The sequence below is a fragment of the Streptomyces johnsoniae genome, assembly GCF_031845565.1.
In the GTDB taxonomy this organism is placed as follows: Bacteria; Actinomycetota; Actinomycetes; order Streptomycetales; family Streptomycetaceae; genus Streptomyces; species Streptomyces johnsoniae.
On the sequence record NZ_JAVREV010000005.1, the window covers coordinates 154,460 to 175,922 of the forward strand.

The 21,463-nt window shown below is 71.0% G+C and carries 25 protein-coding genes and 1 tRNA gene; 10 read left to right on the forward strand and 16 right to left on the reverse strand.

The window, feature by feature from the left end:
• Positions 1 to 5: 5 nt before the first annotated feature.
• Both RM779_RS10855 and RM779_RS10860 read right to left on the reverse strand, forming a co-directional pair.
• Entirely contained in the window at positions 6 to 308 is a 303-nt protein-coding gene (locus tag RM779_RS10855; protein ID WP_311617682.1) for a GatB/YqeY domain-containing protein, read from the reverse strand.
• A 73-nt stretch (positions 309 to 381) separates the two neighbouring features.
• On the reverse strand, positions 382 to 960 hold the full coding sequence (locus RM779_RS10860) for a GNAT family N-acetyltransferase (RefSeq protein ID WP_311617472.1): 579 nt from the start codon (positions 958 to 960) through the stop codon (positions 382 to 384).
• A 220-nt stretch (positions 961 to 1,180) separates the two neighbouring features.
• On the opposite strand from RM779_RS10860, the gene RM779_RS10865 reads away from it, so the two are divergent.
• From RM779_RS10865 to RM779_RS10875, 3 genes are read left to right on the forward strand one after another with little or no spacing between them, the layout of a single operon-like run.
• On the forward strand, positions 1,181 to 1,564 hold the full coding sequence (locus RM779_RS10865) for a hypothetical protein (protein ID WP_311617473.1): 384 nt from the start codon (positions 1,181 to 1,183) through the stop codon (positions 1,562 to 1,564).
• Positions 1,565 to 1,619: 55 nt separating this feature from the next.
• Positions 1,620 to 2,090: a sigma factor gene (locus tag RM779_RS10870; protein ID WP_311617474.1), complete on the forward strand. Its 471-nt coding sequence runs from the start codon at positions 1,620 to 1,622 to the stop codon at positions 2,088 to 2,090.
• Positions 2,087 to 2,746: a response regulator transcription factor gene (locus tag RM779_RS10875; protein WP_311617475.1), complete on the forward strand. Its 660-nt coding sequence runs from the start codon at positions 2,087 to 2,089 to the stop codon at positions 2,744 to 2,746. Before RM779_RS10870 ends, RM779_RS10875 begins: the two co-directional genes overlap by 4 nt.
• Positions 2,747 to 2,819: 73 nt before the next feature.
• Here the strand turns inward: RM779_RS10875 and RM779_RS10880 are convergent.
• From RM779_RS10880 to chvE, 4 genes are all read right to left on the reverse strand, one after another.
• Positions 2,820 to 2,893 (reverse strand) — tRNA-Met (locus tag RM779_RS10880).
• 82 nt (positions 2,894 to 2,975) lie between these two features.
• On the reverse strand, positions 2,976 to 4,190 hold the full coding sequence (gene mmsB / locus RM779_RS10885) for a multiple monosaccharide ABC transporter permease (protein WP_311617476.1): 1,215 nt from the start codon (positions 4,188 to 4,190) through the stop codon (positions 2,976 to 2,978).
• A gap of 1 nt (position 4,191) precedes the next feature.
• The gene (locus RM779_RS10890; RefSeq protein ID WP_311617477.1) at positions 4,192 to 5,826 is read right to left on the reverse strand and encodes an ATP-binding cassette domain-containing protein; all 1,635 of its coding nucleotides are present in this window, start codon (positions 5,824 to 5,826) and stop codon (positions 4,192 to 4,194) included.
• Between the two features lie 48 nt (positions 5,827 to 5,874).
• Positions 5,875 to 6,978 carry a multiple monosaccharide ABC transporter substrate-binding protein gene (gene chvE / locus RM779_RS10895; protein ID WP_394813279.1) on the reverse strand — a complete coding sequence of 368 codons (1,104 nt, stop codon included), beginning with the start codon at positions 6,976 to 6,978 and terminating at the stop codon, positions 5,875 to 5,877.
• A 367-nt stretch (positions 6,979 to 7,345) separates the two neighbouring features.
• On the opposite strand from chvE, the gene RM779_RS10900 reads away from it, so the two are divergent.
• Complete coding sequence (locus RM779_RS10900; protein WP_311617479.1) at positions 7,346 to 7,642, forward strand: hypothetical protein; 297 nt, start codon at positions 7,346 to 7,348, stop codon at positions 7,640 to 7,642.
• Between the two features lie 25 nt (positions 7,643 to 7,667).
• On the opposite strand, the gene RM779_RS10905 is transcribed toward RM779_RS10900, so the two are convergent.
• A complete protein-coding gene (locus RM779_RS10905; RefSeq protein ID WP_311617480.1) occupies positions 7,668 to 8,105 on the reverse strand; it encodes a MerR family transcriptional regulator in 438 nt (145 codons plus the stop codon).
• 28 nt (positions 8,106 to 8,133) lie between these two features.
• Here RM779_RS10905 and RM779_RS10910 point away from each other — a divergent pair, with 28 nt between their 5' ends.
• A complete protein-coding gene (locus RM779_RS10910) occupies positions 8,134 to 8,904 on the forward strand; it encodes a methyltransferase domain-containing protein (RefSeq protein WP_311617481.1) in 771 nt (256 codons plus the stop codon).
• Between the two features lie 138 nt (positions 8,905 to 9,042).
• Here RM779_RS10910 and RM779_RS10915 read toward each other — a convergent pair whose 3' ends face one another.
• The 3 genes from RM779_RS10915 to RM779_RS10925 form a co-directional block, all read right to left on the reverse strand.
• Complete coding sequence (locus tag RM779_RS10915) at positions 9,043 to 9,450, reverse strand: RidA family protein (protein WP_311617482.1); 408 nt, start codon at positions 9,448 to 9,450, stop codon at positions 9,043 to 9,045.
• A gap of 44 nt (positions 9,451 to 9,494) precedes the next feature.
• The gene (locus RM779_RS10920; protein WP_311617483.1) at positions 9,495 to 9,872 is read right to left on the reverse strand and encodes a VOC family protein; all 378 of its coding nucleotides are present in this window, start codon (positions 9,870 to 9,872) and stop codon (positions 9,495 to 9,497) included.
• 148 nt (positions 9,873 to 10,020) lie between these two features.
• Positions 10,021 to 10,878 carry an alpha/beta fold hydrolase gene (locus tag RM779_RS10925; RefSeq protein WP_311617485.1) on the reverse strand — a complete coding sequence of 286 codons (858 nt, stop codon included), beginning with the start codon at positions 10,876 to 10,878 and terminating at the stop codon, positions 10,021 to 10,023.
• 161 nt (positions 10,879 to 11,039) lie between these two features.
• Here RM779_RS10925 and RM779_RS10930 point away from each other — a divergent pair, with 161 nt between their 5' ends.
• A complete protein-coding gene (locus RM779_RS10930) occupies positions 11,040 to 11,282 on the forward strand; it encodes a hypothetical protein (RefSeq protein ID WP_311617486.1) in 243 nt (80 codons plus the stop codon).
• An 85-nt stretch (positions 11,283 to 11,367) separates the two neighbouring features.
• Here the strand turns inward: RM779_RS10930 and RM779_RS10935 are convergent, their stop codons facing one another.
• Positions 11,368 to 12,405, reverse strand: coding sequence for a LacI family DNA-binding transcriptional regulator (locus RM779_RS10935; RefSeq protein WP_311617487.1), 1,038 nt, complete (start codon positions 12,403 to 12,405; stop codon positions 11,368 to 11,370).
• Positions 12,406 to 12,776: 371 nt separating this feature from the next.
• On the opposite strand from RM779_RS10935, the gene RM779_RS10940 reads away from it, so the two are divergent.
• Positions 12,777 to 13,781, forward strand: coding sequence for a pectate lyase family protein (locus RM779_RS10940; protein WP_311617488.1), 1,005 nt, complete (start codon positions 12,777 to 12,779; stop codon positions 13,779 to 13,781).
• A 74-nt stretch (positions 13,782 to 13,855) separates the two neighbouring features.
• Here the strand turns inward: RM779_RS10940 and RM779_RS10945 are convergent, their stop codons facing one another.
• Both RM779_RS10945 and RM779_RS10950 read right to left on the reverse strand, forming a co-directional pair.
• A complete protein-coding gene (locus tag RM779_RS10945) occupies positions 13,856 to 14,173 on the reverse strand; it encodes a DMT family transporter (RefSeq protein ID WP_311617489.1) in 318 nt (105 codons plus the stop codon).
• A 62-nt stretch (positions 14,174 to 14,235) separates the two neighbouring features.
• Complete coding sequence (locus RM779_RS10950) at positions 14,236 to 14,970, reverse strand: SDR family oxidoreductase (protein WP_311617490.1); 735 nt, start codon at positions 14,968 to 14,970, stop codon at positions 14,236 to 14,238.
• A gap of 104 nt (positions 14,971 to 15,074) precedes the next feature.
• Here RM779_RS10950 and RM779_RS10955 point away from each other — a divergent pair, with 104 nt between their 5' ends.
• A complete protein-coding gene (locus tag RM779_RS10955) occupies positions 15,075 to 15,683 on the forward strand; it encodes a TetR/AcrR family transcriptional regulator (RefSeq protein ID WP_311617491.1) in 609 nt (202 codons plus the stop codon).
• 12 nt (positions 15,684 to 15,695) lie between these two features.
• Here the strand turns inward: RM779_RS10955 and RM779_RS10960 are convergent, their stop codons facing one another.
• A complete protein-coding gene (locus tag RM779_RS10960; protein ID WP_311617492.1) occupies positions 15,696 to 16,313 on the reverse strand; it encodes a TetR/AcrR family transcriptional regulator in 618 nt (205 codons plus the stop codon).
• A 411-nt stretch (positions 16,314 to 16,724) separates the two neighbouring features.
• Between RM779_RS10960 and htpG the strand changes: the two genes are divergently transcribed.
• Positions 16,725 to 18,659, forward strand: a complete 1,935-nt coding sequence (htpG, locus tag RM779_RS10965; protein WP_311617493.1) for a molecular chaperone HtpG — start codon at positions 16,725 to 16,727, stop codon at positions 18,657 to 18,659.
• Between the two features lie 347 nt (positions 18,660 to 19,006).
• Here the strand turns inward: htpG and RM779_RS10970 are convergent, their stop codons facing one another.
• Both RM779_RS10970 and RM779_RS10975 read right to left on the reverse strand, forming a co-directional pair.
• A complete protein-coding gene (locus tag RM779_RS10970; RefSeq protein ID WP_311617494.1) occupies positions 19,007 to 19,900 on the reverse strand; it encodes an NAD(P)-dependent oxidoreductase in 894 nt (297 codons plus the stop codon).
• A 128-nt stretch (positions 19,901 to 20,028) separates the two neighbouring features.
• Positions 20,029 to 20,406: a nuclear transport factor 2 family protein gene (locus RM779_RS10975; protein ID WP_311617495.1), complete on the reverse strand. Its 378-nt coding sequence runs from the start codon at positions 20,404 to 20,406 to the stop codon at positions 20,029 to 20,031.
• A 198-nt stretch (positions 20,407 to 20,604) separates the two neighbouring features.
• On the opposite strand from RM779_RS10975, the gene RM779_RS10980 reads away from it, so the two are divergent.
• Positions 20,605 to 21,453, forward strand: a complete 849-nt coding sequence (locus RM779_RS10980; RefSeq protein ID WP_311617496.1) for a universal stress protein — start codon at positions 20,605 to 20,607, stop codon at positions 21,451 to 21,453.
• Positions 21,454 to 21,463 lie beyond the last annotated feature (10 nt).

Genomic DNA, 21,463 nt, shown 5'->3' on the forward strand with positions numbered 1-21,463 from the left:
GCCTGCTACGCGGTGGTGTTCTGCGCGTCGAGGAACCGCAGCAGAACGTCGGCCTCCGCGCGCAGCCGCGCCGCCCGCTCGGCGTGCGCGGGCCCGGGCAACTCCGCGGCGGCCTCGACCCGTTCGGCCACCTCGGCCCGCACGATGTCCTCCACGTCGCGCTCGCTCAGCTCGCGCCGCGCCGCCTCGCTCCCCCCGGCACCGGACGGCGCCTGCGCGACGGCATCCAGGGGCACCGCCTCGGCGTTGTCCAGCGCGCCGAGCGCTCCGCGCAGAGCGCTCACCGCGGCCTTGTCACGGGCACGCATCGCTTCCGGCAGGGCTTGACGCATCCGAACACGCAGGGTCATGGCCATGTTGGCGACCCTAGACTCGCCCCCCTCACCCCCACAACGGGATATCCGCGCCGCCCCGGGGCGGCGCCGGTCGTGCCAGCCGCCAGACCACGTCGATCCCGCGATCCGACGGGGCCGCGGGCGGCGTCACCGGCACGCGGCGCACCTCGGCGAACCCCAGGCGACGCGGCACGGCGCCGCTCGCGGTGTTGGCGACGTCGTGCACGATCTCCACGTACGCCACCCCGGACAGGGCGAACGCCTCGGACGCCAGAGCGGCCGCGGCGCGAGTCGCCACGCCACGGCCGGTGGCGGCGGGGTGCAGCCAGTACCCCAGGACCCGGCCCCGCGGTTCGGCGGCACGGTACAGCGCACAACTGCCGACGAGCCTCCCGCCCATGCCGATCGCGAAGGCGAACCCGTCGCCGCTCCGCCACTTCCGGTCGGCGCCGGCGAGGAAGGCCCGGGTGGTCTCCCGGCTGTGCCGGGAGACCCACGGCATCCACGGCCCGAGGTGGCCGAGTGATTCCTCGATCAGCCGAAACAGCGGCTCGGCGTCCCTATCCGCCCGCCAGCGCCGCAGGAAGAAGTCTCCGCAGTCGATGAACGTCCGGGGCCGCCCCATCACCCCAGAGTGGTCCGCGGAACGGAGTGCGGCAATCGGATCTCGCACGGCGCTGCCCGCGCCTCCGGCGTTCCGGGTGTCGCTGATCTTTTTCTGAAACGTCTGCAACATCCGCTCGCGCCTGGCGCATCGGTAAGGGTGACGGGGCGAGATACGCGGGGGACGCGGCTCGCCGGACGACCCGGTAGCGGGTCCGAGCCGAGGGGAAGAGAGCACGCACATGAGCACGCGCACGGAAGCACGGACAGCGGTCAGGCCGCTCCGGAGGCGCAGGACGGGGCTGTCCGCGGCCATCGTCACGGCGGCGATGGCCTCGATGGTCGCCGCCTCGTCCAGCCACGCGGAGCCGGCCTCCGAGGTCCCGCAGACGGGGGAGGAGCTGATAGAGACGCTGCGCGGGCTGCTCCCCGAGACGCTGGAGATCACCGAGTCCTCCGGCTCTGGTCTCGACGAGGGGCCGGATGCCTACGCCTCGCTGCTCGCGGCGGACGGATCGGGCGGCACCTCGCTCGACCTCAGCTTCTTCCGCTGGGCCACGGAGGGGGACTTCACCGGTGGCGCCGCGCACGGACCGGCGCCACCGGTGCAACGTTTCCGGGCGTGAGGCGCATCTGACGAGTTACAGGGATGGACAAGCGGAGATCCCGAGGGGGGACCTGATGAGGCGGCGCGATGACGAGTCATATCGTCTGTTCGCCACGAGCCGGAGCCCGGCGCTCTACCGGTCGGCGTGCCTGATGACGAGCGGCGACACGCGTCTCGCCGAGGACCTCGTGCAGGAGACCCTCAGCCGCATGTACACGATCCGGGGCCGCAAGCGCTGTATCGACAATCCGGATGCCTACGCCATGACGGTGCTGGTGCGGGCGTATCTCGCCCACCGGCGGCGGCGCAGCAGCGGCGAGCAGCAGGAACTCGCCATCGAGGTCGCCGACCGCGGCAGGGGCGGCGGCACCGGCACGGACACCGGGTTCGGCCTGGTCGGCATGCGCGAACGGGTCGCGCTGCTGCGCGGCCGTTTCACCGCGGGGCCGCGCCCGGAAGGCGGTTTCCTGGTGGCCGCCCGGCTGCCGGTGCCGGTGCCGGTGACCGCGGAGACCGGGGAACGAACGGCGGCCGGGGCAGCATGACCATCCGCGTGGTACTCGCCGACGACCAGCCCCTCGTCCGCGCCGCCCTCCACATGGTCATCACCGACACCGCGGACGTGCAGGTCGTGGGCGAGGCAGGAGACGGCGCCGAGGCGGTCCTGCTGACCGAGGAACTCGCCCCGGACGTCGTGGTCATGGACATCCGGATGCCCGGCATGGACGGCATCGAGGCCACCCGCCTGATCACCACGGGCGTCACGGCCGCGCGCGTCGTCGTCCTGACGACCTTCGACGAGGACGACCACGTCTACGGGGCGCTTCGCGCGGGCGCCTCGGGATTCCTCGTCAAGGACATGGCCCTGGACGACATCCTCGCCGCGGTCCGCATCGTCGCCGCCGGAGACGCCCTGATCGCGCCGAGCGTCACACGCCGGCTGATCAGAGAGTTCGCCGACCGCCCCACGGCGCCGCCGCCGCGCGGGGCGCGGCTGACGGGGATCACCGACCGGGAACGCGAGGCTCTCACCCTGGTCGGCAGCGGCCTGTCCAACGCCGAAATCGCCGAGCGGCTCTGCATCACCGTCGCCACCGCCAAGACCTACCTGACCCGGCTGCTCGCCAAGCTCGACGCCCGCGACCGGGTCCACCTCGTGATCCTCGCCTACGAGGCGGGCCTGGTGGCCCCGTCCTCCTGAGCCGATCCACGTTCCGGGCGGGGCCCGGGGACATGGCGAAGGCCCGGACCTGATGGTCCGGGCCTCGTCGTCGTAGCGGGGACAGGATTTGAACCTGCGACCTCTGGGTTATGAGCCCAGCGAGCTACCGAGCTGCTCCACCCCGCGTCGGCGATCACTACTCTACGCCATTCCCGGCCGCCTCATGACCACGGCGGCCGACGCCCCAGTGAGAACGCTGGTGGGTCGGTCAGGTGGTGGTGAGGCCGCGGCGTTTGTTCCAGATGTCGAAGGCGACGGCGAGGAGGAGGACGAGTCCTTTGATGACTTGTTGCCAGTCTTCGCCGATTTTGAGGAGTTGCATGCCGTTGTCGAGGACGCCGAGGACGAGGCCGCCGATGACGGCGCCGAGGACGGTGCCGACGCCGCCGGTCATGGAGGCGCCGCCGATGAAGGCGGCGGCGATGGCTTCGAGTTCGAAGAGGTTGCCGGCGCCGGTGGTGGCGGTGCCGGTGCGGGCGGTGAAGACGCAGCCGGCGAGGGCGGCGAGGGTGCCCATGTTGATGAAGACGGCCATGGTGACGCGTTTGTGTTTGACGCCGGAGAGTTGGGCTGCGGCGCGGTTGCCGCCGAGGGCGTAGATGTGGCGGCCGAGGATGGTGTTGCGCATGGTGAAGCTGAGGAGGACGAGGAGGATGCCGAGGATGAGGAGGACGACGGGGGTGCCGCGGTAGCTGGCGAGGGTGAGGGTGAAGGCCATGATGGCGGTGGTGATGGTGGCGCATTTGAGGAGGAAGAGGCTTTTGGGGAGGGGGGTGAGGTCGTATTGCTGTTGTTGGGTGCGTTTGCGCCATTCTTGCCAGAGGACGGTGGCGCAGACGGCTGTGCCGAGGAGGAGGGTGAGGTTGTGGTAGTTGGTGTGGGGGCCGGTTTCGGGGAGGAAGCCCTGGTTGATGTCCTGGAAGCCTTGGGGGAGTCCTGACCAGGTGCGGCCTTCGAGGAGGATGCGGGTGGCTCCGCGGAAGAGGAGCATGCCGGCGAGGGTGACGATGAAGGAGGGGAGGCCGATGTAGGCGATCCAGAAGCCTTGCCAGGCGCCGATGGCGGCGCCGATGGTGAGGGCGAGGGTGAGGGCGAGGGGCCAGGGCATGTTGTGTTCGAGCATCATGACGGCGGCGGCGGCTCCGGAGAATCCGGCGATGGAGCCGACGGAGAGGTCGATGTGGCCGTTGATGATGACGATCATCATGCCGATGGCGAGGATGAGGATGTAGCCGTTCTGGTTGATGATGTTGCTGACGTTGCGGGGGAGGAGGACGTCTCCGCCGGTCCATATCTGGAAGGTGGTCAGCAGGGCGAGCAGGGCGATGATCATGCCGTACTGGCGCATGTTGGTGCGCAGGGAGGTGAGGACGAGGTGGGCCAGACCGGTGGGGGTGGTCTGGTGGGTGGTGTCCTGTGGCATGTCACCCTTCCTTGCGGTGCTCGGTGTCGGTGCCCGTGTCTGTGTGGGTGTCGGTGTCTGTGTCTGTGTGGGTGTGGGTGTGGGTGTGGGTCATGAGGTGCATGAGTGCCTCTTGGGTGGCTTCGGTGCGGTTGAGGGTGCCGGTGAGGCGGCCGGCGGTCATGGTGGCGATGCGGTCGCAGATGCCGAGGAGTTCGGAGAGTTCGGAGGAGATGAGGATGATGGCTTTGCCCTGGGCGGCGAGTTGGTTGATGACGGTGTAGATCTCGGCTTTGGCGCCGACGTCGATGCCGCGGGTGGGTTCGTCGAGGATGAGGATGTCGGGTTGGGTGTTGATCCAGTTGGAGAGGACGACTTTTTGTTGGTTGCCGCCGGAGAGGCGGCCGGTTTGTTCGAAGACGGTGGGGGTTTTGATGTTCATGGTGGTGCGGAAGTGTTCGGCGGTGGCGGTTTCGGTGTGGGTGTTGATGAGGTGGTGGCGGGTGATTTTGGGGAGGGCGGCGATGGTGATGTTGCGGGTGATGGTGTCGATGAGGTTGAGGCCGTAGGTTTTGCGGTCTTCGGTGACGTAGGCGATGCCGGCGTTGATGGCGTCGGGGACGGTGCGGGTGGAGACGGGTTGGTTGTGGATGTGGATGGTGCCGGTTTCGTAGCGGCCCCAGGAGCGGCCGAAGATGTTCATGGCGAGTTCGGTGCGGCCGGCTCCCATGAGGCCGGCGAGGCCGAGGATTTCGCCGTGGGCGACGCTGAGGGAGACCGAATCGACGACGCGGCGGGTGGTGTCGAGGGGGTGGCGGACGGTCCAGTTGGTGATGGTGAGGGCGGTGTGGCCGGCGTCGGGTCCGGTGTAGGGGGTGCGTTGGGGGTAGTAGTGGGTGAGTTCGCGGCCGACCATGCCGCGGATGATGCGTTCCTGGGAGATGGTGGGGGGTGCGCCGGTGGTGGGGCGGACGGGGAGGGTTTCCACGGTGCGGCCGTCGCGGAGGATGGTGACGGAGTCGGCGATCTGGCGGATTTCGCCGAGTTTGTGGGAGATGAGGATGCTGGGGATGCCCTGGTCGCGGAGGCCGGTGATGAGGGTGAGGAGTTTGGTGCTGTCTTCGTCGTTCAGGGCGGCGGTGGGTTCGTCGAGGATGAGGAGTTTCACGCGTTTGGCGAGGGCTTTGGCGATTTCGACGAGTTGTTGTTTGCCGACGCCGAGGCCGGCGACGGGGGTTTGGGGGTGTTCGCTGTCCAGGCCGACCCGGCGCATCAGGGTTTCGGTTTCCCGTAGGGTGTCCGGCCAGGAGATGATGCCGGTGCGTGAGGCGCGTTCGTTGCCGAGGAAGATGTTTTCCGCGATGGACAGGTGGGGGATGAGGGCGAGTTCCTGGTGGATGATGACGATGCCGCGCCGTTCGCTGGCGCGGATGTCTTTGAAAGCGCAGGGGGTGTTTTCGAAGAGGAATTCTCCTTCGTAGGTGCCGTGGGGGTGGACGCCGCTGAGGATTTTCATCAGGGTGGATTTCCCGGCGCCGTTTTCTCCGCAGATGGCGTGGACTTCGCCGTGTTTCACTTGCATGTGGACGCCGTCCAGGGCCCGTACGCCGGGGAAGGTTTTGCCGATGCCGCGCATGTCGAGGACATGGTTTCCCATCACACATACTCCTGGTGTTGTTTGCGTGCTGGTTGGTCGCGGCCCGGGTCAGTCGAGGTCTTCCTCGCTGTAGTAGCCTTCTTCGATCATGATCTGGTAGTTGTCGGCGTCGATGCTGACCGGTTCCAGGAGGTAGGCGGGGACGGTTTTGACGCCGTTGTCGTAGCTTTCGGTGTCGTTGGCTTCGCATTCCTGGCCGCTCAGGAGTGCGTCGCTCATCGCGACGGCCTGCTGTGCGAGTTCGCGGGTGTCTTTGTAGACGGTCTGGGTCTGTTCGCCGGCGATGATGGACTGGACGGATGCCACTTCGGCGTCCTGGCCGGTCACGATGGGGAAGGGCTGTTCGGGGGTGCCGTAGCCGACGCTTTTGACGGCTGCCAGGACGCCCAGGGAGATTCCGTCGTAGGGGGAGAGGACGGCGTCCAGGCGCTGGGTGCGGTAGTCGGCGGTGAGGAGGTCGTCCATCCGTTCCTGGGCCTCGGCCCCGCTCCAGCCCTGGGTGGTGATCTCGTTCAGGTCGCTCTGGCCGCTGCGGATGGTCAGCTGGCCGGATTCGATGAACGGGGACAGGACGGACATGGCGCCGTCGTAGAAGTAGCGGGTGTTGTTGTCGTCCGGGGAGCCGCCGAACAGTTCGATGGTGAAGGTTTCGTTTCCGCTTTCGGTCAGGCCCAGTGCGTCCACGATGTACTGGCCCTGGAGGCGGCCGACCTGTTCGTTGTCGAACGTGGCGTAGCAGTCGACGTGTTCACTGTCCAGCAGCAGCCGGTCGTAGGAGACGACCGGGATGCCGGCGTCGGCTGCCTGCTGGAGTACGTTGCCCAGGGAGGAGCCGTCGATCGCCGCGATCACCAGCAGGTCCACTCCCTGGGCGATCATGTTCTCGACCTGGCTGATCTGGTTCTCGATCTGGTTCTCGCCGTACTGCAGATCGGTGTCATACCCGGCGTCTTCGAACAGGCGGACCATGTTCTCCCCGTCCGCGATCCACCGTTCCGAGGACCGTGTCGGCATCGCTATCCCGATCGTGCCGCCCTCCTCGTCCGGGTCCCGTTCCTGGCTCCCACCCGAATCCTGGCCACACCCGGCCACACCCAGTCCCAGCACCACGGCCAACGCCGTCACACGGACCACACCCGACACACGGAACACGAGCAATCACGACCTCTCAGCAGGCGGAACCTCATCAAAACCAGCAACGCCGACAGAACCAGCGGAGCCAGCGGAATCAGTGGTGCAGGTGGTGCTGAAGAAGCGGCCCGGCGCGGCGACGCGTCGCTGGGCCGACATCTGCATCGTCGTTGGAAAATGTTGGACCCTGTTCGGACTGGCGTGACGTTAACGAGCCTTGCTGGGTGTGTCAATGGGTGGACAGACGGCAACTGAAATTGGCGCAACGGGGGCACAGCGCGGGCACGCGAGCAGGGCCGCCGCGGCCCGCGCGGGAGGGCAAGCCCTTGCCGAGCGGATGAATTGCCCTTTCACTGAAGGGAGTTGCCTTCCACGGAAAGGGCTTCCCATGCGAACGCGCCTGCGGACACTGATGGTTGGGGCTGCCGCGGCAGCCGGGCTCGCACTGACCGGGGCCGGGACCGGGACCGGGGTGGCGGTGGCCGTACCGGTGGCACAGGACGCCGGGAGCACGGACTTCCACGCGCTGGACTACTGGCAGTTCCACGACCACTACCCGACCCACGAGGAGTGCGTGGCCGTGGGGGAGGAGTACCTCTGGCCCAACAACCCGACCGGCGCCGACGACTACGTGTGCGAGGCGAAGAACGACGGCTGGGACCTGTGGCTGATCTTCGCGACCTGAAACTCACGCGCCACGGCCGTGATCCTCACGCCCGCCCGTGCGCCGGCACGCGGGGGACGGCCTGCTCGGCGACGAGCCGCCGGTAGTTCGGGCACTGGGTGACGTCCTCGTACTCGCAGTTCAGGCCACCCTCGATGAGTTCCAGCGAGGCACGGGCCGCCGCGATTCTCGATCGGAGCTCCTCGGCCTCGGGACGCAGGATCTTGTGCCGGGTGGCGCGGTCGACGGTGGCGGACAGGCTCCTGATGGTGTCCAGACCGAGCCCGGCCTCCTTGGAGAGGAGGATGATCGCCACGCGGGTGAGGTCGTCCGCGCCGTAGCGGCGGCGCCCGCCCGCGTCCCGTCCGGGGTGCAGCAGGCCCTTCGACTCCCAATGCCGCAGAACGTGCGTGGCCAGGCCGAACCGTGCCGCAAGGGTGCCGATGCTCATGACGCCGGCGCCGCTGTCTTCGCTTGACTTCATGCCGACATTAAGCCGCAGCCTGATGTCCATGGACAGAAACCAGGAAGCGGTGGAAGAACACCGCGACACCCAGTCCCTGCTGGCCGTCCTCGACGCGGCGGACCAGATGCCGAGCGCCACCCGGCTGCGGGCCCGTTCCTACGAACTGCTGTCTCCCGTCCCGGGCTCGACCGTCGTGGACGTCGGCTGCGGCGCCGGACGCGCCGTCGCCGAGCTGGCCGAACGCGGCGTCCACGCGGTGGGCGTCGACCCCGACCCGTGGATGCTGACCGCGGCCACGGAACGGTGGCCGGCCGCCGAGTTCCGGCAGGCGGGGGCGGAGGATCTGCCGTTCGCCGACGGAAGCGTGCGCGGCTACCGTGCCGACAAGGTCTTCCACGTACTTCGGGAACCAGGGCGCGCGGTGGCCGAGGCGCGGCGCGTCCTCTGCCCGGGCGGCAGGATCGTCCTGGTCGGGCAGGACTGGGACGCCACCATGATCGATTCGGACGACGCGGTGCTCACCCGCACGATCGTGCAAGCCCGCGCCGACCTCCTGGGCACGCCCCGCGCCGGCCGCCAGTATCGCAACCTGCTCCTGGACGGCGGCTTCGACGACGTCACCGTCGAGGTGCACACCAGCGTGTTCACCGACCCCGCGATGCTGTCGCTGCTCACCAGGCTCGCCGAACCGGCCTGCACGAGCGGCGCCGTTGGCCGTGATCAGGCCGACGAGTGGCTCGCCGAGCAGCGCCGACGTGCCGAGACCGACCGCTTTCTCATCGCCATGCCGATCTTCGTGGCCGCCGCCTCCGCCTGAACGCCTCCCCTGAACGTCGCCGCCTGAACGCCTCCGCCTGAACGCCTCCGCCGTGCGCATCACCGGCCCGGGTCTGCGCCCGCGAGGGGCGGGACGATGCCGATGCGCCGGGCCCCGGCGTGCGTTCCCCGCCCGCCGTCAGTCGATGACCGCGGTGGCTTCGACCTCGACCAGGTGGTCGGGTACGTCCAGGGCCGCGACGCCCAGCAGCGTGCCGGGTGGCACCGGGGTGGCCCCCAGCTTCGCGGACGCCCTGGCGACTCCCTCCACGAACAGGGGCATCTTGTCGGGCGTCCAGTCGACGACGTAGACGGTCAGTTTCGCCACGTCGTCGAAGGAACTGCCGATCCCGGCCAGGGCGGTGCCGATATTGAGGTAGCACTGCTCCACCTGAGCGGCGAGGTCGCCTGCGCCGACCGTGCGCCCCTCGGCGTCCCAGGCGACCTGGCCGGCGATGAAGACCAGCTTCGAGCCGGTCGCGATCGACACCTGCCGGTACGCGTCGATCTCCGGCAATCCGGTGGGGTTCACCAGACTGATGGCCATGCTGTCTCCTTGTTGTGAGAGAGTCCGGGCGCCTTCGCCGCGGCTCACCGGCGGACGAGGCGCCGGACCAGTTCGGGCGTCCACTCGACGTACTCGATCTCGGCCCCGTCGGCGTGGCGGGCATAGAGGAACCGCCCCGTCGGGCCCTTCGTGACGGGGGTGGTGAGGTCGGCCCCGTCGGACGTCAGGGTCGCCGCGACCTCGTCGAGGTCTTCGACGACCACGGTGGCGGACGCGTGCGCGTACTTCGCACGCTCCGCGGCCGGGCCCGCGATGACCAGGAAGTCGCCTATGGCGGCCAGTTCGACCGTGCCGAACGCCAGCCGCAGGTCCGGCGCCGTGCCGGTGAGCTTGTGCAGGAGCGGCAGCGCGCGGTCGAGGTCGTCGGTCCACAGGCGGGCGTAGGTCCTCAGGATGCTCACGGGCGTGCTCCGTACCGGTCCGGTCGCGGCGGGGAAGGGCCGGGCCGCGAGTGGGCTTTTCGTTACGTGGGGAACCGTAGGCGGGTGCGGCCTGACGTGGAAGAACGCACTTTTCGGTGAGAGAGGAACCTCGCGGAAACCGAGCAGATCAGGCGGAGAGGCCGGCCAGGAAGTCGCCGACCGCGGAGCGGAAGCCGTTCGGCTCCTCCACCCAGGGGAGGTGCCCCGCACCGTTGAGCACCGTCCGCGAAACCCGGGGGAGGGCCTGTTCCAGTGAGTCGAGCGCCCAGTCGGGCCGGATGTCCTCAGCTCCGTGCACGATCAGCACGGGCACGTGCAACCGCTCGCAGGCGGCCCGCAGTTCCGGCGTTCCCGAGGTGCGGTCGACCTCGGCGTTGATGGTCGCGTTGCACTCGTGGTTCACGCCGAACCAGGGTGTGGCCGCGGCCTCGGCCTGTTCCAGCGCCCGCTCCCGGTCGCTGTAGTCCGCGGAGAACTGCAGCACGCACCATTCCCGCTCCTCCGCTTCGGTGCGCCGGCGGCGGCCCAGCGTTTCCCAGCGCGCCAGGTGGGTCCCGAGGTTGGCACGCAGATTCCGCCGGTAGGCCGACCGCCAGGTGTCACGGCTGTCGATGCCGTTGCCGGAGACGTAGACCAGCTTGCTCACGTGCTCGGGATGCGCCAGCGCGTATTGCAGTGCCAGCCCGGCTCCGTACGAGTGGCCGAGCAGCGCCATCCGGTGCAGCCCGAAGTGGCGGCGAACGGCATCCAGGTCGGCCACGGACCGGGCGACCGAGTACGGTCCGCACCGTTGCGACCGACCGCATCCCCGCTGGTCCCAGCGGTGCACGGTGGCCAGGTCCGCCAACAGCCCGGCCACGTCGCCCAGGGCGTCCCACAGGCCGGGGCCACCGTGGCAGCAGACCACGGGAGTGCCCGCGCCGGCCCGGGTCGCCCAGAGCCGGGCTCCGTCTTCGGTCGGCACTGCCTCATCCACGCCGCTCATGAGGTGCGAGTCTGGCCCCGGCGTTCACTTCCCGACAAGACGTGGGGTCTCGCTCAGGCCGCTCAGGCCGCTCCCGCCGGTCCGGCCGGTCCGGCCGGTCCGGCGCGCCGGGCCGCCGGGTCGGTCGCTGTCCTTAATCGAACATATGATTGAATCCGAGCGTGACACTGTCCGACTTTCCGCGGGACCTGGTCCGTGATCAGCGAGACTGGAACCGCACGTACGCGGCGCTCGCCGAGGCCGGGCCGGTGAGGCAGACGCCCCTGCGGCGCCGGCTGATCCGGCTGTCCGCACGGCTCGCGTACCACCCCTTCTGGAACGCGGACCGGCCGTCGGCCACGCCGGCGGAGCTGCGGCATCAGGTGCGGGTGCAGGAGCGGCGGGAAGGCGGCCGGGCGGCCTGAGGTGAACGCCCGCGCCGCGGGCCGCACGCGCTCCGGCACGCCGGGGGCCCGGCGGGGGCGGCGTTCGAAGGGGCCGGGCGGCGGCTCAGTGGCGCGGGGGTGCGGTGCTTTCGCGGACGACGAGTTCGGTGGCGAGTTCCACCCGCGTCTGCCGCAGGGGGCCGCCCCCGGCGAGGGTGACGACCATGGTCGCGGCGGTGGCGGCCATTTCGGTGAGCGGCTGGCGGACGGTGGTCAGCGGCGGGGTGGTCCACTGCACCTGGGGCAGGTCGTCGAAGCCGACGACGCTCAGGTCGTCGGGGATGCGCAGCCCGGCTTGGGCGGCGGCCCGGTAGGCGCCGAGTGCCTGGGCGTCGTTGCAGGCGAACACCGCGGTGGGCGGCTCCGGCAGGCGCAGCAGTTCGCGCGTGTGCGCGAGGCCGTCCTCGGCGTGGAAGTCCCCGGTGCGCACGAGGGCCGGATCGACGGGGAGCCCGGCGGTGTCCATCGCGGCGCGGTGGCCGTCCAGCCGGGCCCGGGCGGCCAGGGAGCCCTTCGGGCCGGCGAGGACGCCGATGCGCCGGTGCCCGAGCCCCAGCAGGTGCCGGGTGGCCGTCAGGCCGCCGTTCCAGTTGCTCGCGCCGACGGACGGGGAGGCGTGCGCCGGTTCCCCGCCGGGGTCGACGAGCGCGAACGGGATGCCGCGGCTGCGCAGTTGACCGCTCTGCGCGTCGGTGAGGCCGGAGAACACCGAGATCACGCCGGCCGGCCGCCGGGCCACCACGCCCTCGACCCAGCCGCGGTCCGGCGTGTGACGGCCCTGCAACTCGGACAGCACCACCGCGAGCCGGTGTTCTCGCGCGACCAGCTGGACGCCGTTGATGATCTCGATGGCGTACGCGTCCCGCATCTGGCGGAAGACCAGCTCCAGCAGGGGGGCCGGTGCGGTGCCCCGCTGTTTCTGCCGCCGGTGGCCGTGCCGGCGGATGACGCCCTCGACGCGGGCGCGCGTCTCGGCGGCGACGTCCGTTCTGCCGTTGAGCACCTTGGACACCGTGGAGACGGACACGCCGACGGCCGCGGCGATCTGGGCGGTGGTCAGCGGCCCGGCCCCGGGGGCGCCGCTCCGGTCTGCTGTGGACATGTCGAGAGTCTAGGCGCGTCGAACGTTTCGATAGCCGAAATCCCTGTCGTTCCCGGTCTCTTGACGGCCGGAAGGGCAGCCTCTACGGTTCCGGCACCTCATTGTTCGGATCGGCTCGCGAAATTATCGACGGCAGGGACGTGCCAGTGATGACGAGCTTCTCCACCCCGTGGTGCGGGCAGGGCCGGAGGCGCCGGGCCGGCGGTCCTTCACCCCCGGCCGGGCGGACGTCCGCCTGACCGGCCGAGCCGCGATGGGCCCCGCGCACCGCGCCGTCGTCCGCCGCCTTTTGGGAGCGCTCCCAAAAGGCGGCGGCCGGCCGGCCGGCCGGCCCCCCCCACCCCCCCCCCCCCCCCCCCGGGAGAGCATCCATGAGCAGGACCATCCCGACCCGCAGGTGGTGGCTGCCCGCCGCGCTGGCGGCCGCCGTGTGCGGCTCGCTGCTCGGCATCACCCCAGGCCAGGAAGGCGCCCACGCCGCCGCCCCCGCCGCGGCGGACGCGCCGGAGGGCTTCGCGTCCACCGAAGGCGGCACGACCGGCGGCGCGGCGGGCGAGACGGTGACCGTGACGACCTTCGAGGAGCTGGACCGTTACGCCACCGCCTCGGAGCCCTACGTCATCAGGGTCGCCGCGGCGATCGAGGCCGATCCGTTCGGCCACGAGATCCGGGTGGCGTCGGACAAGACCATCGTCGGCGTCGGCACCGAGGGCGAGATCGTCGGTGGCGGCTTCTTCCTCAACGAGGTCTCCAACGTCATCATCCGCAACCTCACCATCCGTGACACGCGCATGTCCGACGACGACCCGGGCGACGACGGGTACGACTACGACGGTATCCAGATGGACGGCGCCGACCACGTCTGGATCGACCACAACCGCATCGAGCGGATGAACGACGGCCTCATCGACAGCCGCGAGGACACCACCAACCTCACCGTGTCCTGGAACATCCTCAGCGAGGGCAACAAGTCCTTCGGCATCGGCTGGACCGACAACGTCACCGCCCGCATCACCATCCACCACAACTGGGTGCGGGACACCAACTCGCGCAACCCCAGCATCGACAACGTCGGCATGGCGCACCTGTACAACAACCACCTCCAGGACACCGGAAGCGGCAACTGGTCCAGGGGCTCGTCGAACACGGTGATCGAGAACAGCTACTTCGAGAACGTCGAGGACCCCTACTACAAGGACGCGGACGCCTCGCTCGTCGAGAGCGGCAGCATCGTGGTCGACAGCGACGGCCGCCAGGAGACCGGCGGCACCGCGTTCGACCCGGGTGCGCACTACTCCTACACCCTCGACCCCGCGGGCGACGTGCCCGCCCTGCTCCAGGGGGGTGCCGGGCCGCAGGCCGGCATCGGCACCTGATCCGGCCCCGCCATCCCTCCCACCGGGCCGGGCCGGGGGCCGCGCGCCCCGGGCCCGGCCCGCCGTTCCGGGGGTCAGCTCTCCAGGGCCTTGAGCCCGATCACGCCGATCACGATGAGCGCGAGGAAGCCCAGCCGGGGAAGTGCGGCGCTCTCGCCGAGCGCGACGATCCCGGTGAGGGCGACGCCCACCGTGCCGATGCCGACCCAGACGGCGTACGCCGTCCCCATCGGCAGGCTGCCGAGTGCGATGGTCAGCAGCGCGAAGCTCGCGGCGGCCACGGTGATGCCGATGACGCTGGGCCACAGTCTGGAGAAGCCGTCGGCCTGCTTCAGCGCGAGTGCCCAGACGAGTTCGAGCAGGGCGGCTGCCAGGAGAATGCCCCATGCCATGGACGGCCGGCTCCTTTCTGCGGTGGTGCGGTGGACCTCGGCGGTGGTGCGGTGGGCCGGGCTCACGCGTTGGCGCCCGCGTCGACGGTGAACGAACTGCCGCTGGTCGTCCGGCCTCCCTCGCCCGCGAGATGGGCGACGACGGCGGCGATGTCCTCGGCGGAGTTGAAGCGGCCGAGTGCGGTGAGGGCGCGCTGCTGGTCGGCGTCCTCGCCGTTCGCCGGGTTCATGTCGGTGTCCGTGGAGCCGGGCTGCACCAGGTTGGCGGTGATGCCGCGTTCGCCCAGGTCCCTGGCCAGCCCCTTGGTGAGCCCGGTCAGCGCGGACTTGCTCGCCGCGTAGAGGGTGATGCCGGCGTGCGGAACGCGTTCGGCCAGGTTGCTGCCGATGGTGATGATCCGGCCGCCCGCCGTCATGTGCCGGGCCGCCGCCTGCGCGGCGAGCAGCACGGCCCGTACGTGGATGGCGAGGGTGCGGTCGATCTCCTCGACCGTGAGCGCGTCCAGCGGTCCGAAGGGGTAGATGCCCGCGTTGTTGACCAGGATGTCGAGGCGGCCGAACGTGGCGGCGGTCCTGTCCACCGCGGCGCCGACGGCGTCCGGCGCGGCGCTGTCGGCCGGTATGGCGAGCCCGCGCCGCCCGCTGCGCCTGATCCCGGCCACCACGTCCTCCGCGTGGTCCTTCGCGGTGGCGTAGGTCAGCACCACGTCGGCGCCCTCCCGTGCCAGGCGCAGCGCCGTGGCGGCGCCGATGCCCCTGCTGCCCCCGGTGACCAGCGCGACCTTGTCTGCGAGCATGACAGCCCCATTTCTTTGTCGATCGATACATTAATTGGGGCACGGAGTACTCTCGGAGGTCAAGGGTTTTCTTTGGTGATCGACACAGAAGTGGGAGGGCCGGCGTGGCAGGACGGGGCCGCCCGCGCAGCTTCGACCGCGAGGCCGCGCTGCTCTCCGCGATGCGGCTGTTCTGGGAGCGGGGCTACGAGGCCACCTCGCTGACCGACCTCACCGCGGCCATGGGCATCAAGTCGCCCAGCCTGTATGCGGCGTTCGGCTCCAAGGAGGCGCTCTTCCGCGAGGCCGTCGCCCTGTACGAAAGGACCGAGGGCGGCATCACCGAACGCGCGCTGACCGGGCCGGCCACGGCGCGCGCGGCGGTCGACGGTGTGCTGCGCGGCAACGCGGTGGCGTACACCGAGCCGGGGAACCCGCGCGGCTGCATGATCGTGCTGGCCGCGACGAACTGCGCGCCGGAGAACGAGGCCGTCCGCCGGTTCCTCGCCGAGGACCGCCGACGGACCCAGGGGCTGCTGCGCGACCGCATCGAACGCGGCGTCGCGGAAGGGGACGTGCCCGCGGGCGCCGACACGGCCGCGCTGGCGTCGTTCTACACCACGGTCTTCCACGGGCTGTCGATCCAGGCCCGCGACGGTGCCCCGCGCGCGGAGCTGCTCGGCGTGGTCGACGCGGCGATGGGTGCGTGGGACGGGCTGGCCGCCCGCGGGTGAGGCGGCCCGGCGTCAGCCGGGGATGAGCGCGCGCGCCAGGGTGTCGAGGCCCGACCTGATCCGGTCCCGGTCCATGCCGAGGTCGCGCGTCTGGTGCACGATCAGCGGCGCGGCGAGCGGGGCGAGCAGCGCGTCGGCGAGGTAGCCCGCGTCCGCGTCCGGGCGTGCCTGGGCGGCCAGGCCGGCCAGGTGCGCGCGGTGCGCGGCGTACGCGCCGGTGTGCCGGCCGGTCGGGGCGCCGGTCTCGGCGGCGAGCAGCAGGTCCGTCTCGGCGAGCAGCCGGTCGAGGTAGGCGTGGAGGAACGCGGTGATCCGCTCCCGCGGGGGCGCGCCGGGGCCGAGCGGGGGTGGGCCCTGGAGGAACGCGGTCTGGAGGGCGCGTTCGCTGTCGTCGAGGAGGGCGTAGGCGAGCCCGGACTTGTCGCCGAAGCGGCGGTAGACGGTGCCCACGCCCACGCCCGCGGCGGTGGCGACCTCGTCGAACGAGATCGAGTCGAGGCCGCGCGAGGCGGCCAGCGTCCTGACGGCGGCGAGGATCTTCCTGCGGTTGCGGGCGGCGTCCGCTCGCTCGGGCAACTCGGCGCCCACGACGGGGAGTTGGCCCCGTCTGCTTCCTTCGGCGCGCGGCATGGTGCTCCCCGTGTCTCGGCTCAGGACAGTGGCGAGTGTACCGGCGGGCGACCGGCCGCCTTGCTAAACGGAGGGCTCTCCACTTAATGTGAACGGAGAGTTCTCCGTTTCTTGTCTGCGTCCGTCCGGTCGGTGTGCCGGGCGTCTCCGGCGGGCGGCGAGGCCGGGGCCGTGGTGTGGATGCGAATGTCTGCCCATGCCCCGCCACTTCACCACCATGGCAAGAACACGCCAATAACCTTTCGCCTCCCCCGGTTGAACACCCCAGGTCATGGGCCCGGCCGGGGCCGTGTGCCCCGCCGCCGCACCACTCGGCATACCATCACGGGGGCAGGCAGCCCGGGGGCCCGCGACGCGCATGGAGCGCTCGGCCCCCGTCAACAGGCCACACGGGTGAGGGAATCCACGACCATGCCGACCAAGACGTTCGAGTTCCAGGTAGAGGCGCGACAGCTCCTCCACATGATGATCCACTCGATCTACTCGAACAAAGACGTGTTCCTGCGCGAGTTGATCTCCAACGCGTCCGACGCACTGGACAAGCTCCGCATCGAGGCACTCCGCGACGACACGCTGAACGCCGACGTGTCCGACCTGCACATCGCCATCGAGGCCGATACGGACGCCAGGACGCTGACCATCCGTGACAACGGTGTCGGGATGTCGCACGACGACGTGGTGCAGCTGATCGGCACCATCGCGAAGTCCGGCACCGCCGAATTCCTCCAGCAGATGAAGCAGGCCGAGAACACCGCCGCGGCGGAAGGGCTCATCGGGCAGTTCGGCGTCGGCTTCTACTCCAGCTTCATGGTCGCCGACGAGGTGACGCTGCTGACCCGCCGCGCGGGGGAGACCACCGGCACCCGCTGGGCGTCCACCGGCGAGGGCACCTACACCCTCGAAACGGTCGACGAGGCGCCCCAGGGCACGTCGGTCATCCTGCGGCTCAAGCCGGAGGACACCGAGGACAAGGTCTTCGACTACACGGACCCGGCCAAGATCAGGGAGATCGTCAAGCGGTACTCCGACTTCATCACGTGGCCCATCAGGCTGGCCACGCGGGCGCCCGCGGCGGCGGAGCCGCCGGAGCAGGAGAACGACGAGGCCGGGGAGCGGCCCGAGCCCGAGACGCTGAACTCGCGCAAGGCCCTGTGGGCGCGGTCCAGGGACGAGGTCTCCGACGAGGAGTACCACGAGCTGTACAAGCACATCAGCCACGACTGGGCCGATCCGCTGGAGATCATCCAGATGCGGGCGGAGGGCACGTTCGAGTACCAGGCGCTGCTGTTCCTCCCCTCGCACCCGCCGCGCGACATCTTCTCGCAGGACAACAAGCGGGGCGTGCAGCTCTACGTGAAGCGCGTCCTCATCATGGAGGACTGCGAGGCGCTGGTCCCCGAGTACCTGCGCTTCGTCAAGGGCGTCGTCGACGCGGCCGACCTCTCGCTCAACGTCTCCCGCGAGATCCTCCAGCAGGACCGCCAGATCCAGCTCATGCACCGCAGGCTGGCCAAGAAGGTGCTGTCCACCATCAGGGAGATGAAGGCGAACCGCCCCGAGAACTACGCGTCGTTCTGGCGGGAGTTCGGGCGCGTCGTCAAGGAGGGGCTGCTCAGCGACTTCGACAACCGGGACACCATCCTCGGGATCTCCTCGTTCGCCACGACGCACGACGCGGAGCGGCCGACCGGCCTCCAGGAGTACATCGAGCGCATGAAGGAGGGGCAGCAGCACATCTTCTACATGACCGGCGAATCCCGCTCCGCCATCGAGCGCTCGCCGCATATGGAGGTCTTCCGGGACAAGGGCCTGGAAGTGCTGCTCCTCACCGACCCGGTCGACGAGGTGTGGGTCGGGTCGGTGCCCGAGTACCAGGGCAGGGAGCTGCGCTCCATCGCCAAGGGCGAGCCCGAGCTGGGCACCGAGGAGGACACGGAGGAGGCCAAGGCCGACCGGGAGCAGCAGCGGGAGGAGTACGCCGCGCTGCTTACGTGGATGACGGAACGGCTCGGCGAGGACGTGAAGGACGTGCGGCTCTCCTCGCGCCTCACCGTCTCCCCGGCCTGCGTCGTCTCGGACACGGGCGATGTGACGCCCGCCCTCCAGAACCTGTACCGCGCCATGGGACAGGACATCCCCGCGGGCAAGCGCATCCTGGAGCTGAACGCGGGACACTCCCTCGTCGAGGGCCTCCGCCGGGCCCACGCCGAACGGCCGTCCGACCCGGCCCTGCCCGGCACGGCCGAACTGCTCTACGGCATGGCGCTGCTGGCGGAAGGCAGCCAGATCAACGATCCGGCCCGCTTCACCCAGCTCCTGGCCGAACGCCTGGAACGCACCCTGTAACCGCCGTCCGGGCCCGGCCCGTTGCCGCCGCCCCTTCGACCACCGCCCCGCACAGGAGACGGCCGCGGACCTGTCACCCGCCATGGCCGCGGCCGTCGACCGTGCGGTCGACGGGGGCGGCGGCCCGATCCGCTGTCCGCGTCTCGGCCCTCGACGGGGCCGTCTTCGGCACGCAGCATCCCGATCGCATGACGGCGGCCATCGTCCTCCTCCACCTGGGAGGCATGGAGATCGACGCCATCGTGCGGCTGGCCGGGACCGACTGGCGCGACCTCCTGGTCGCCGCCGGTCTCGAACACCGGGACTGGCCGGACGTCATGGCCGGGCGGGGCCGGGCGGGCCGTGCCCTAAGGCATCGCGGCGGGCCGGAAGGACTCGAAGATGCTGGAGAAGCCCTGCTCGCCCAGGCCCTGCCCGATCCGCCGGTCTATGAGCCGCTTGACGTGGCGCAGCCGCTCGGCGTCCACGCCCCGCGAGGCGCGCGCCTCCACCAGGCGCCCGGAGATGACCTCGTGATCCACGAGCCGGCCGAACGTCTCGGGATCGTAGCGGCCGGTCTCCACCTCCGTGGCCAGGGCGCCGAAGTGCTGCACCAGATCGTCGACGATCTTTCCCGCGGCCGAGGCGAACGACCCGACGGGCAGGCCCTCGGCACCGATCAGGGCCAGGGTGTGGAGGTAGCCGATCCACAGCTCGTAGACCAGACCGAGCAGCGCCAGGTCGAACAGGGCGGGCAGGGCGTGGTCGGCGCCCAGGAAGCGGGTGTCGGGGCCGAAGACCCGCAGGGTCTCCTCGTGGGCGCGGAACAGCGGCTCGCGGCCCGCGTACATCAGCAGCGCCTCGGGCCGGCCGATGATGTGCGCGCCGGCCTGGATGGCGCCGTCGAGGTAGTCCAGGCCCCGCGCCGCCGCCCGCGCCGCGGCGTCCCGCGCCTCCTCCGGGCTGCTCGTCGTCAGATTGACGACCACCCGGCCGGGTGCGGGGTCGATCGCGTCGAGCACGGTCCGCGCGGCCGGGGCGTCCCGCACGCACAGGATCAGCAGCCGGGAGGCCGCCGCCGCCTCGGCGACGTCCCCGGCGTGGACGGCACCGAGGGCGGTCAGGGCCTCGGCCTTGGCGGACGTGCGGTTCCAGACGGTGACGGGGCGGCCCGCCTTCAGCAGGGCCTCGGCCAGGGCCGCGCCCATCAGGCCGGTGCCGAGCACCGTCACCGGCTGCGGGTGGGAAGCGATGTCGGTCATGGTGGTGCATCCGATCTGCCGGGTCAGGGACCCGCCGGCGGGCCCCGCGTAGGTGCCCCCAGCGTGCGGCCCGCCGCTTCCGGTCCGCTTCGGATTCGCTCACGGCCCCCCTGCGGCCGGGCCCGCGGTCATATCCGCCGCACGTAGGCTGCGCGCCACTCCGGCGCGGGGTCGGCACCAGGACTGGTCCAGTACTCCCGGCCCCGGACCACCTTCCCGTCCGCGACCGTCCAGAACGACGCCGCTCGGAACAACCCCGCCGCCTCGTGCGGGACCTCCACCTCGGAGACGACCTCCTCGCCGTCCGCGACGATGCGCAGGACCCGGATCGACCACCCTTCCGGGTACTCCGCGTTGACCGCCACGACATTGTCGCGGCCCACGATCCGCTCGCCGCTGACCGGCCACTCGACCACCACTTCCTCGGCCAGCAGCTCCCCGACCCCGGCCCAGTCCCGCGCCTGCATGCGCGCCCACAATTCCCGCACGATCTCGTAGGACTCCATGGCGCAAGCCTGCCAGCCGGCACTGACAGTCGGCGTCGGCCGCCCGCCGCCGCCCCGCGGGCCCCGCCGTGCCTCCGCCGCGATCGGGCCCGCGGTCGTTACGCTCGCCGCACCGACCGGCCGCCCAGGGACCTCTGAGCAGCCCGCGTGCGGCCGGCCCGCCCGCGAGCCGCCGGGGGAGCCCGGAGAGAGGACGCCATGCCAAGCCCGGTTGTAGTGGGGGTCGACGGATCACCGGAGAGCCTGGCCGCCGCCGCGTGGGCCGCCGATGAGGCGGAGCGCCGTCAGTCGCCCCTGAGTCTGCTCAACGCCTGGGCCGTCCCGGCCGCCGCGTACCCCGTCGGCGTCCTCCCCGAGACGTCCAGGCGGGACGCCGCGGAGGACCTGGTCGGCCGCACCCGCGAGGACCTCGCCACCCGCCACCCGGGGCTGCGCATCGAGGCGCGCGTCGTCGCCGAACGGCCGGTCACCGCGCTGGTCGACGCGGCGGCCGGGGCCGGTCTGCTGGCCGTCGGTTCCCGCGGCCTCGGCGTCATCGGCGGCTTCCTGCTCGGCTCGATCAGCTCGCACGTGGTGGCCCACGCGCCCTGCCCCGTCGTCGCCGTCCGCGCCACCCCGCCCGCGGAGACCACCGAGATCGTGCTCGGACTGAAGCGGACCGGGGAACCCGCGGGCGCGCTCGTCGACTTCGCGTTCGGTGTCGCCGCGCGCCGGCGGCTCCCCCTGCACGTCGTGCACGCCTGGCCCGCCCCGACACCGCTGGTGTCCCGCCACCGGGCCGTGCCCCGGGACCACGCGGGCCCGGACGACGCCCTGGTGCGCGACCTCGCCGCGGCGCTCGCCCCGTGGCGCAGCCGTCACCCGGACGTCTCCGTGCGCGAGACCCTGGAGCCGGGGAACGCGGCCGAGGCTCTCCTCGGCCCGGCCGCCGGGGCCGGGCTGATGGTGGTCGGGCGCCGCAGCACCCGCGGCCCGCGCCTGGGCGGCGTCGCGAACGCCCTGCTGCACCACTCGCCCGCCCCGGTCGCCGTCGTCCCGCACGACTGACCGCGTCCGG

Coding starts and splice junctions, on each gene's coding strand:
- RM779_RS10935 (WP_311617487.1), bottom strand. CDS start 12,405: ATGTCCACAGCAGACCGGAGCGGCGCCCCCGGGGCCGGGCCGCTGACC.
- RM779_RS10975 (WP_311617495.1), bottom strand. CDS start 20,406: ATGGAGTCCTACGAGATCGTGCGGGAATTGTGGGCGCGCATGCAGGCG.
- RM779_RS10950 (WP_311617490.1), bottom strand. CDS start 14,970: ATGCTCGCAGACAAGGTCGCGCTGGTCACCGGGGGCAGCAGGGGCATC.
- RM779_RS10860 (WP_311617472.1), bottom strand. CDS start 960: ATGGGGCGGCCCCGGACGTTCATCGACTGCGGAGACTTCTTCCTGCGG.
- RM779_RS10980 (WP_311617496.1), top strand. CDS start 20,605: ATGCCAAGCCCGGTTGTAGTGGGGGTCGACGGATCACCGGAGAGCCTG.
- RM779_RS10865 (WP_311617473.1), top strand. CDS start 1,181: ATGAGCACGCGCACGGAAGCACGGACAGCGGTCAGGCCGCTCCGGAGG.
- RM779_RS10900 (WP_311617479.1), top strand. CDS start 7,346: ATGCGAACGCGCCTGCGGACACTGATGGTTGGGGCTGCCGCGGCAGCC.
- RM779_RS10915 (WP_311617482.1), bottom strand. CDS start 9,450: ATGGCCATCAGTCTGGTGAACCCCACCGGATTGCCGGAGATCGACGCG.
- RM779_RS10910 (WP_311617481.1), top strand. CDS start 8,134: ATGGACAGAAACCAGGAAGCGGTGGAAGAACACCGCGACACCCAGTCC.
- RM779_RS10870 (WP_311617474.1), top strand. CDS start 1,620: ATGAGGCGGCGCGATGACGAGTCATATCGTCTGTTCGCCACGAGCCGG.
- htpG (WP_311617493.1), top strand. CDS start 16,725: ATGCCGACCAAGACGTTCGAGTTCCAGGTAGAGGCGCGACAGCTCCTC.
- RM779_RS10890 (WP_311617477.1), bottom strand. CDS start 5,826: ATGGGAAACCATGTCCTCGACATGCGCGGCATCGGCAAAACCTTCCCC.
- RM779_RS10855 (WP_311617682.1), bottom strand. CDS start 308: ATGCGTGCCCGTGACAAGGCCGCGGTGAGCGCTCTGCGCGGAGCGCTC.
- RM779_RS10925 (WP_311617485.1), bottom strand. CDS start 10,878: ATGAGCGGCGTGGATGAGGCAGTGCCGACCGAAGACGGAGCCCGGCTC.
- RM779_RS10875 (WP_311617475.1), top strand. CDS start 2,087: ATGACCATCCGCGTGGTACTCGCCGACGACCAGCCCCTCGTCCGCGCC.
- RM779_RS10945 (WP_311617489.1), bottom strand. CDS start 14,173: ATGGCATGGGGCATTCTCCTGGCAGCCGCCCTGCTCGAACTCGTCTGG.
- mmsB (WP_311617476.1), bottom strand. CDS start 4,190: ATGCCACAGGACACCACCCACCAGACCACCCCCACCGGTCTGGCCCAC.
- RM779_RS10940 (WP_311617488.1), top strand. CDS start 12,777: ATGAGCAGGACCATCCCGACCCGCAGGTGGTGGCTGCCCGCCGCGCTG.
- RM779_RS10905 (WP_311617480.1), bottom strand. CDS start 8,105: ATGAAGTCAAGCGAAGACAGCGGCGCCGGCGTCATGAGCATCGGCACC.
- RM779_RS10970 (WP_311617494.1), bottom strand. CDS start 19,900: ATGACCGACATCGCTTCCCACCCGCAGCCGGTGACGGTGCTCGGCACC.
- RM779_RS10960 (WP_311617492.1), bottom strand. CDS start 16,313: ATGCCGCGCGCCGAAGGAAGCAGACGGGGCCAACTCCCCGTCGTGGGC.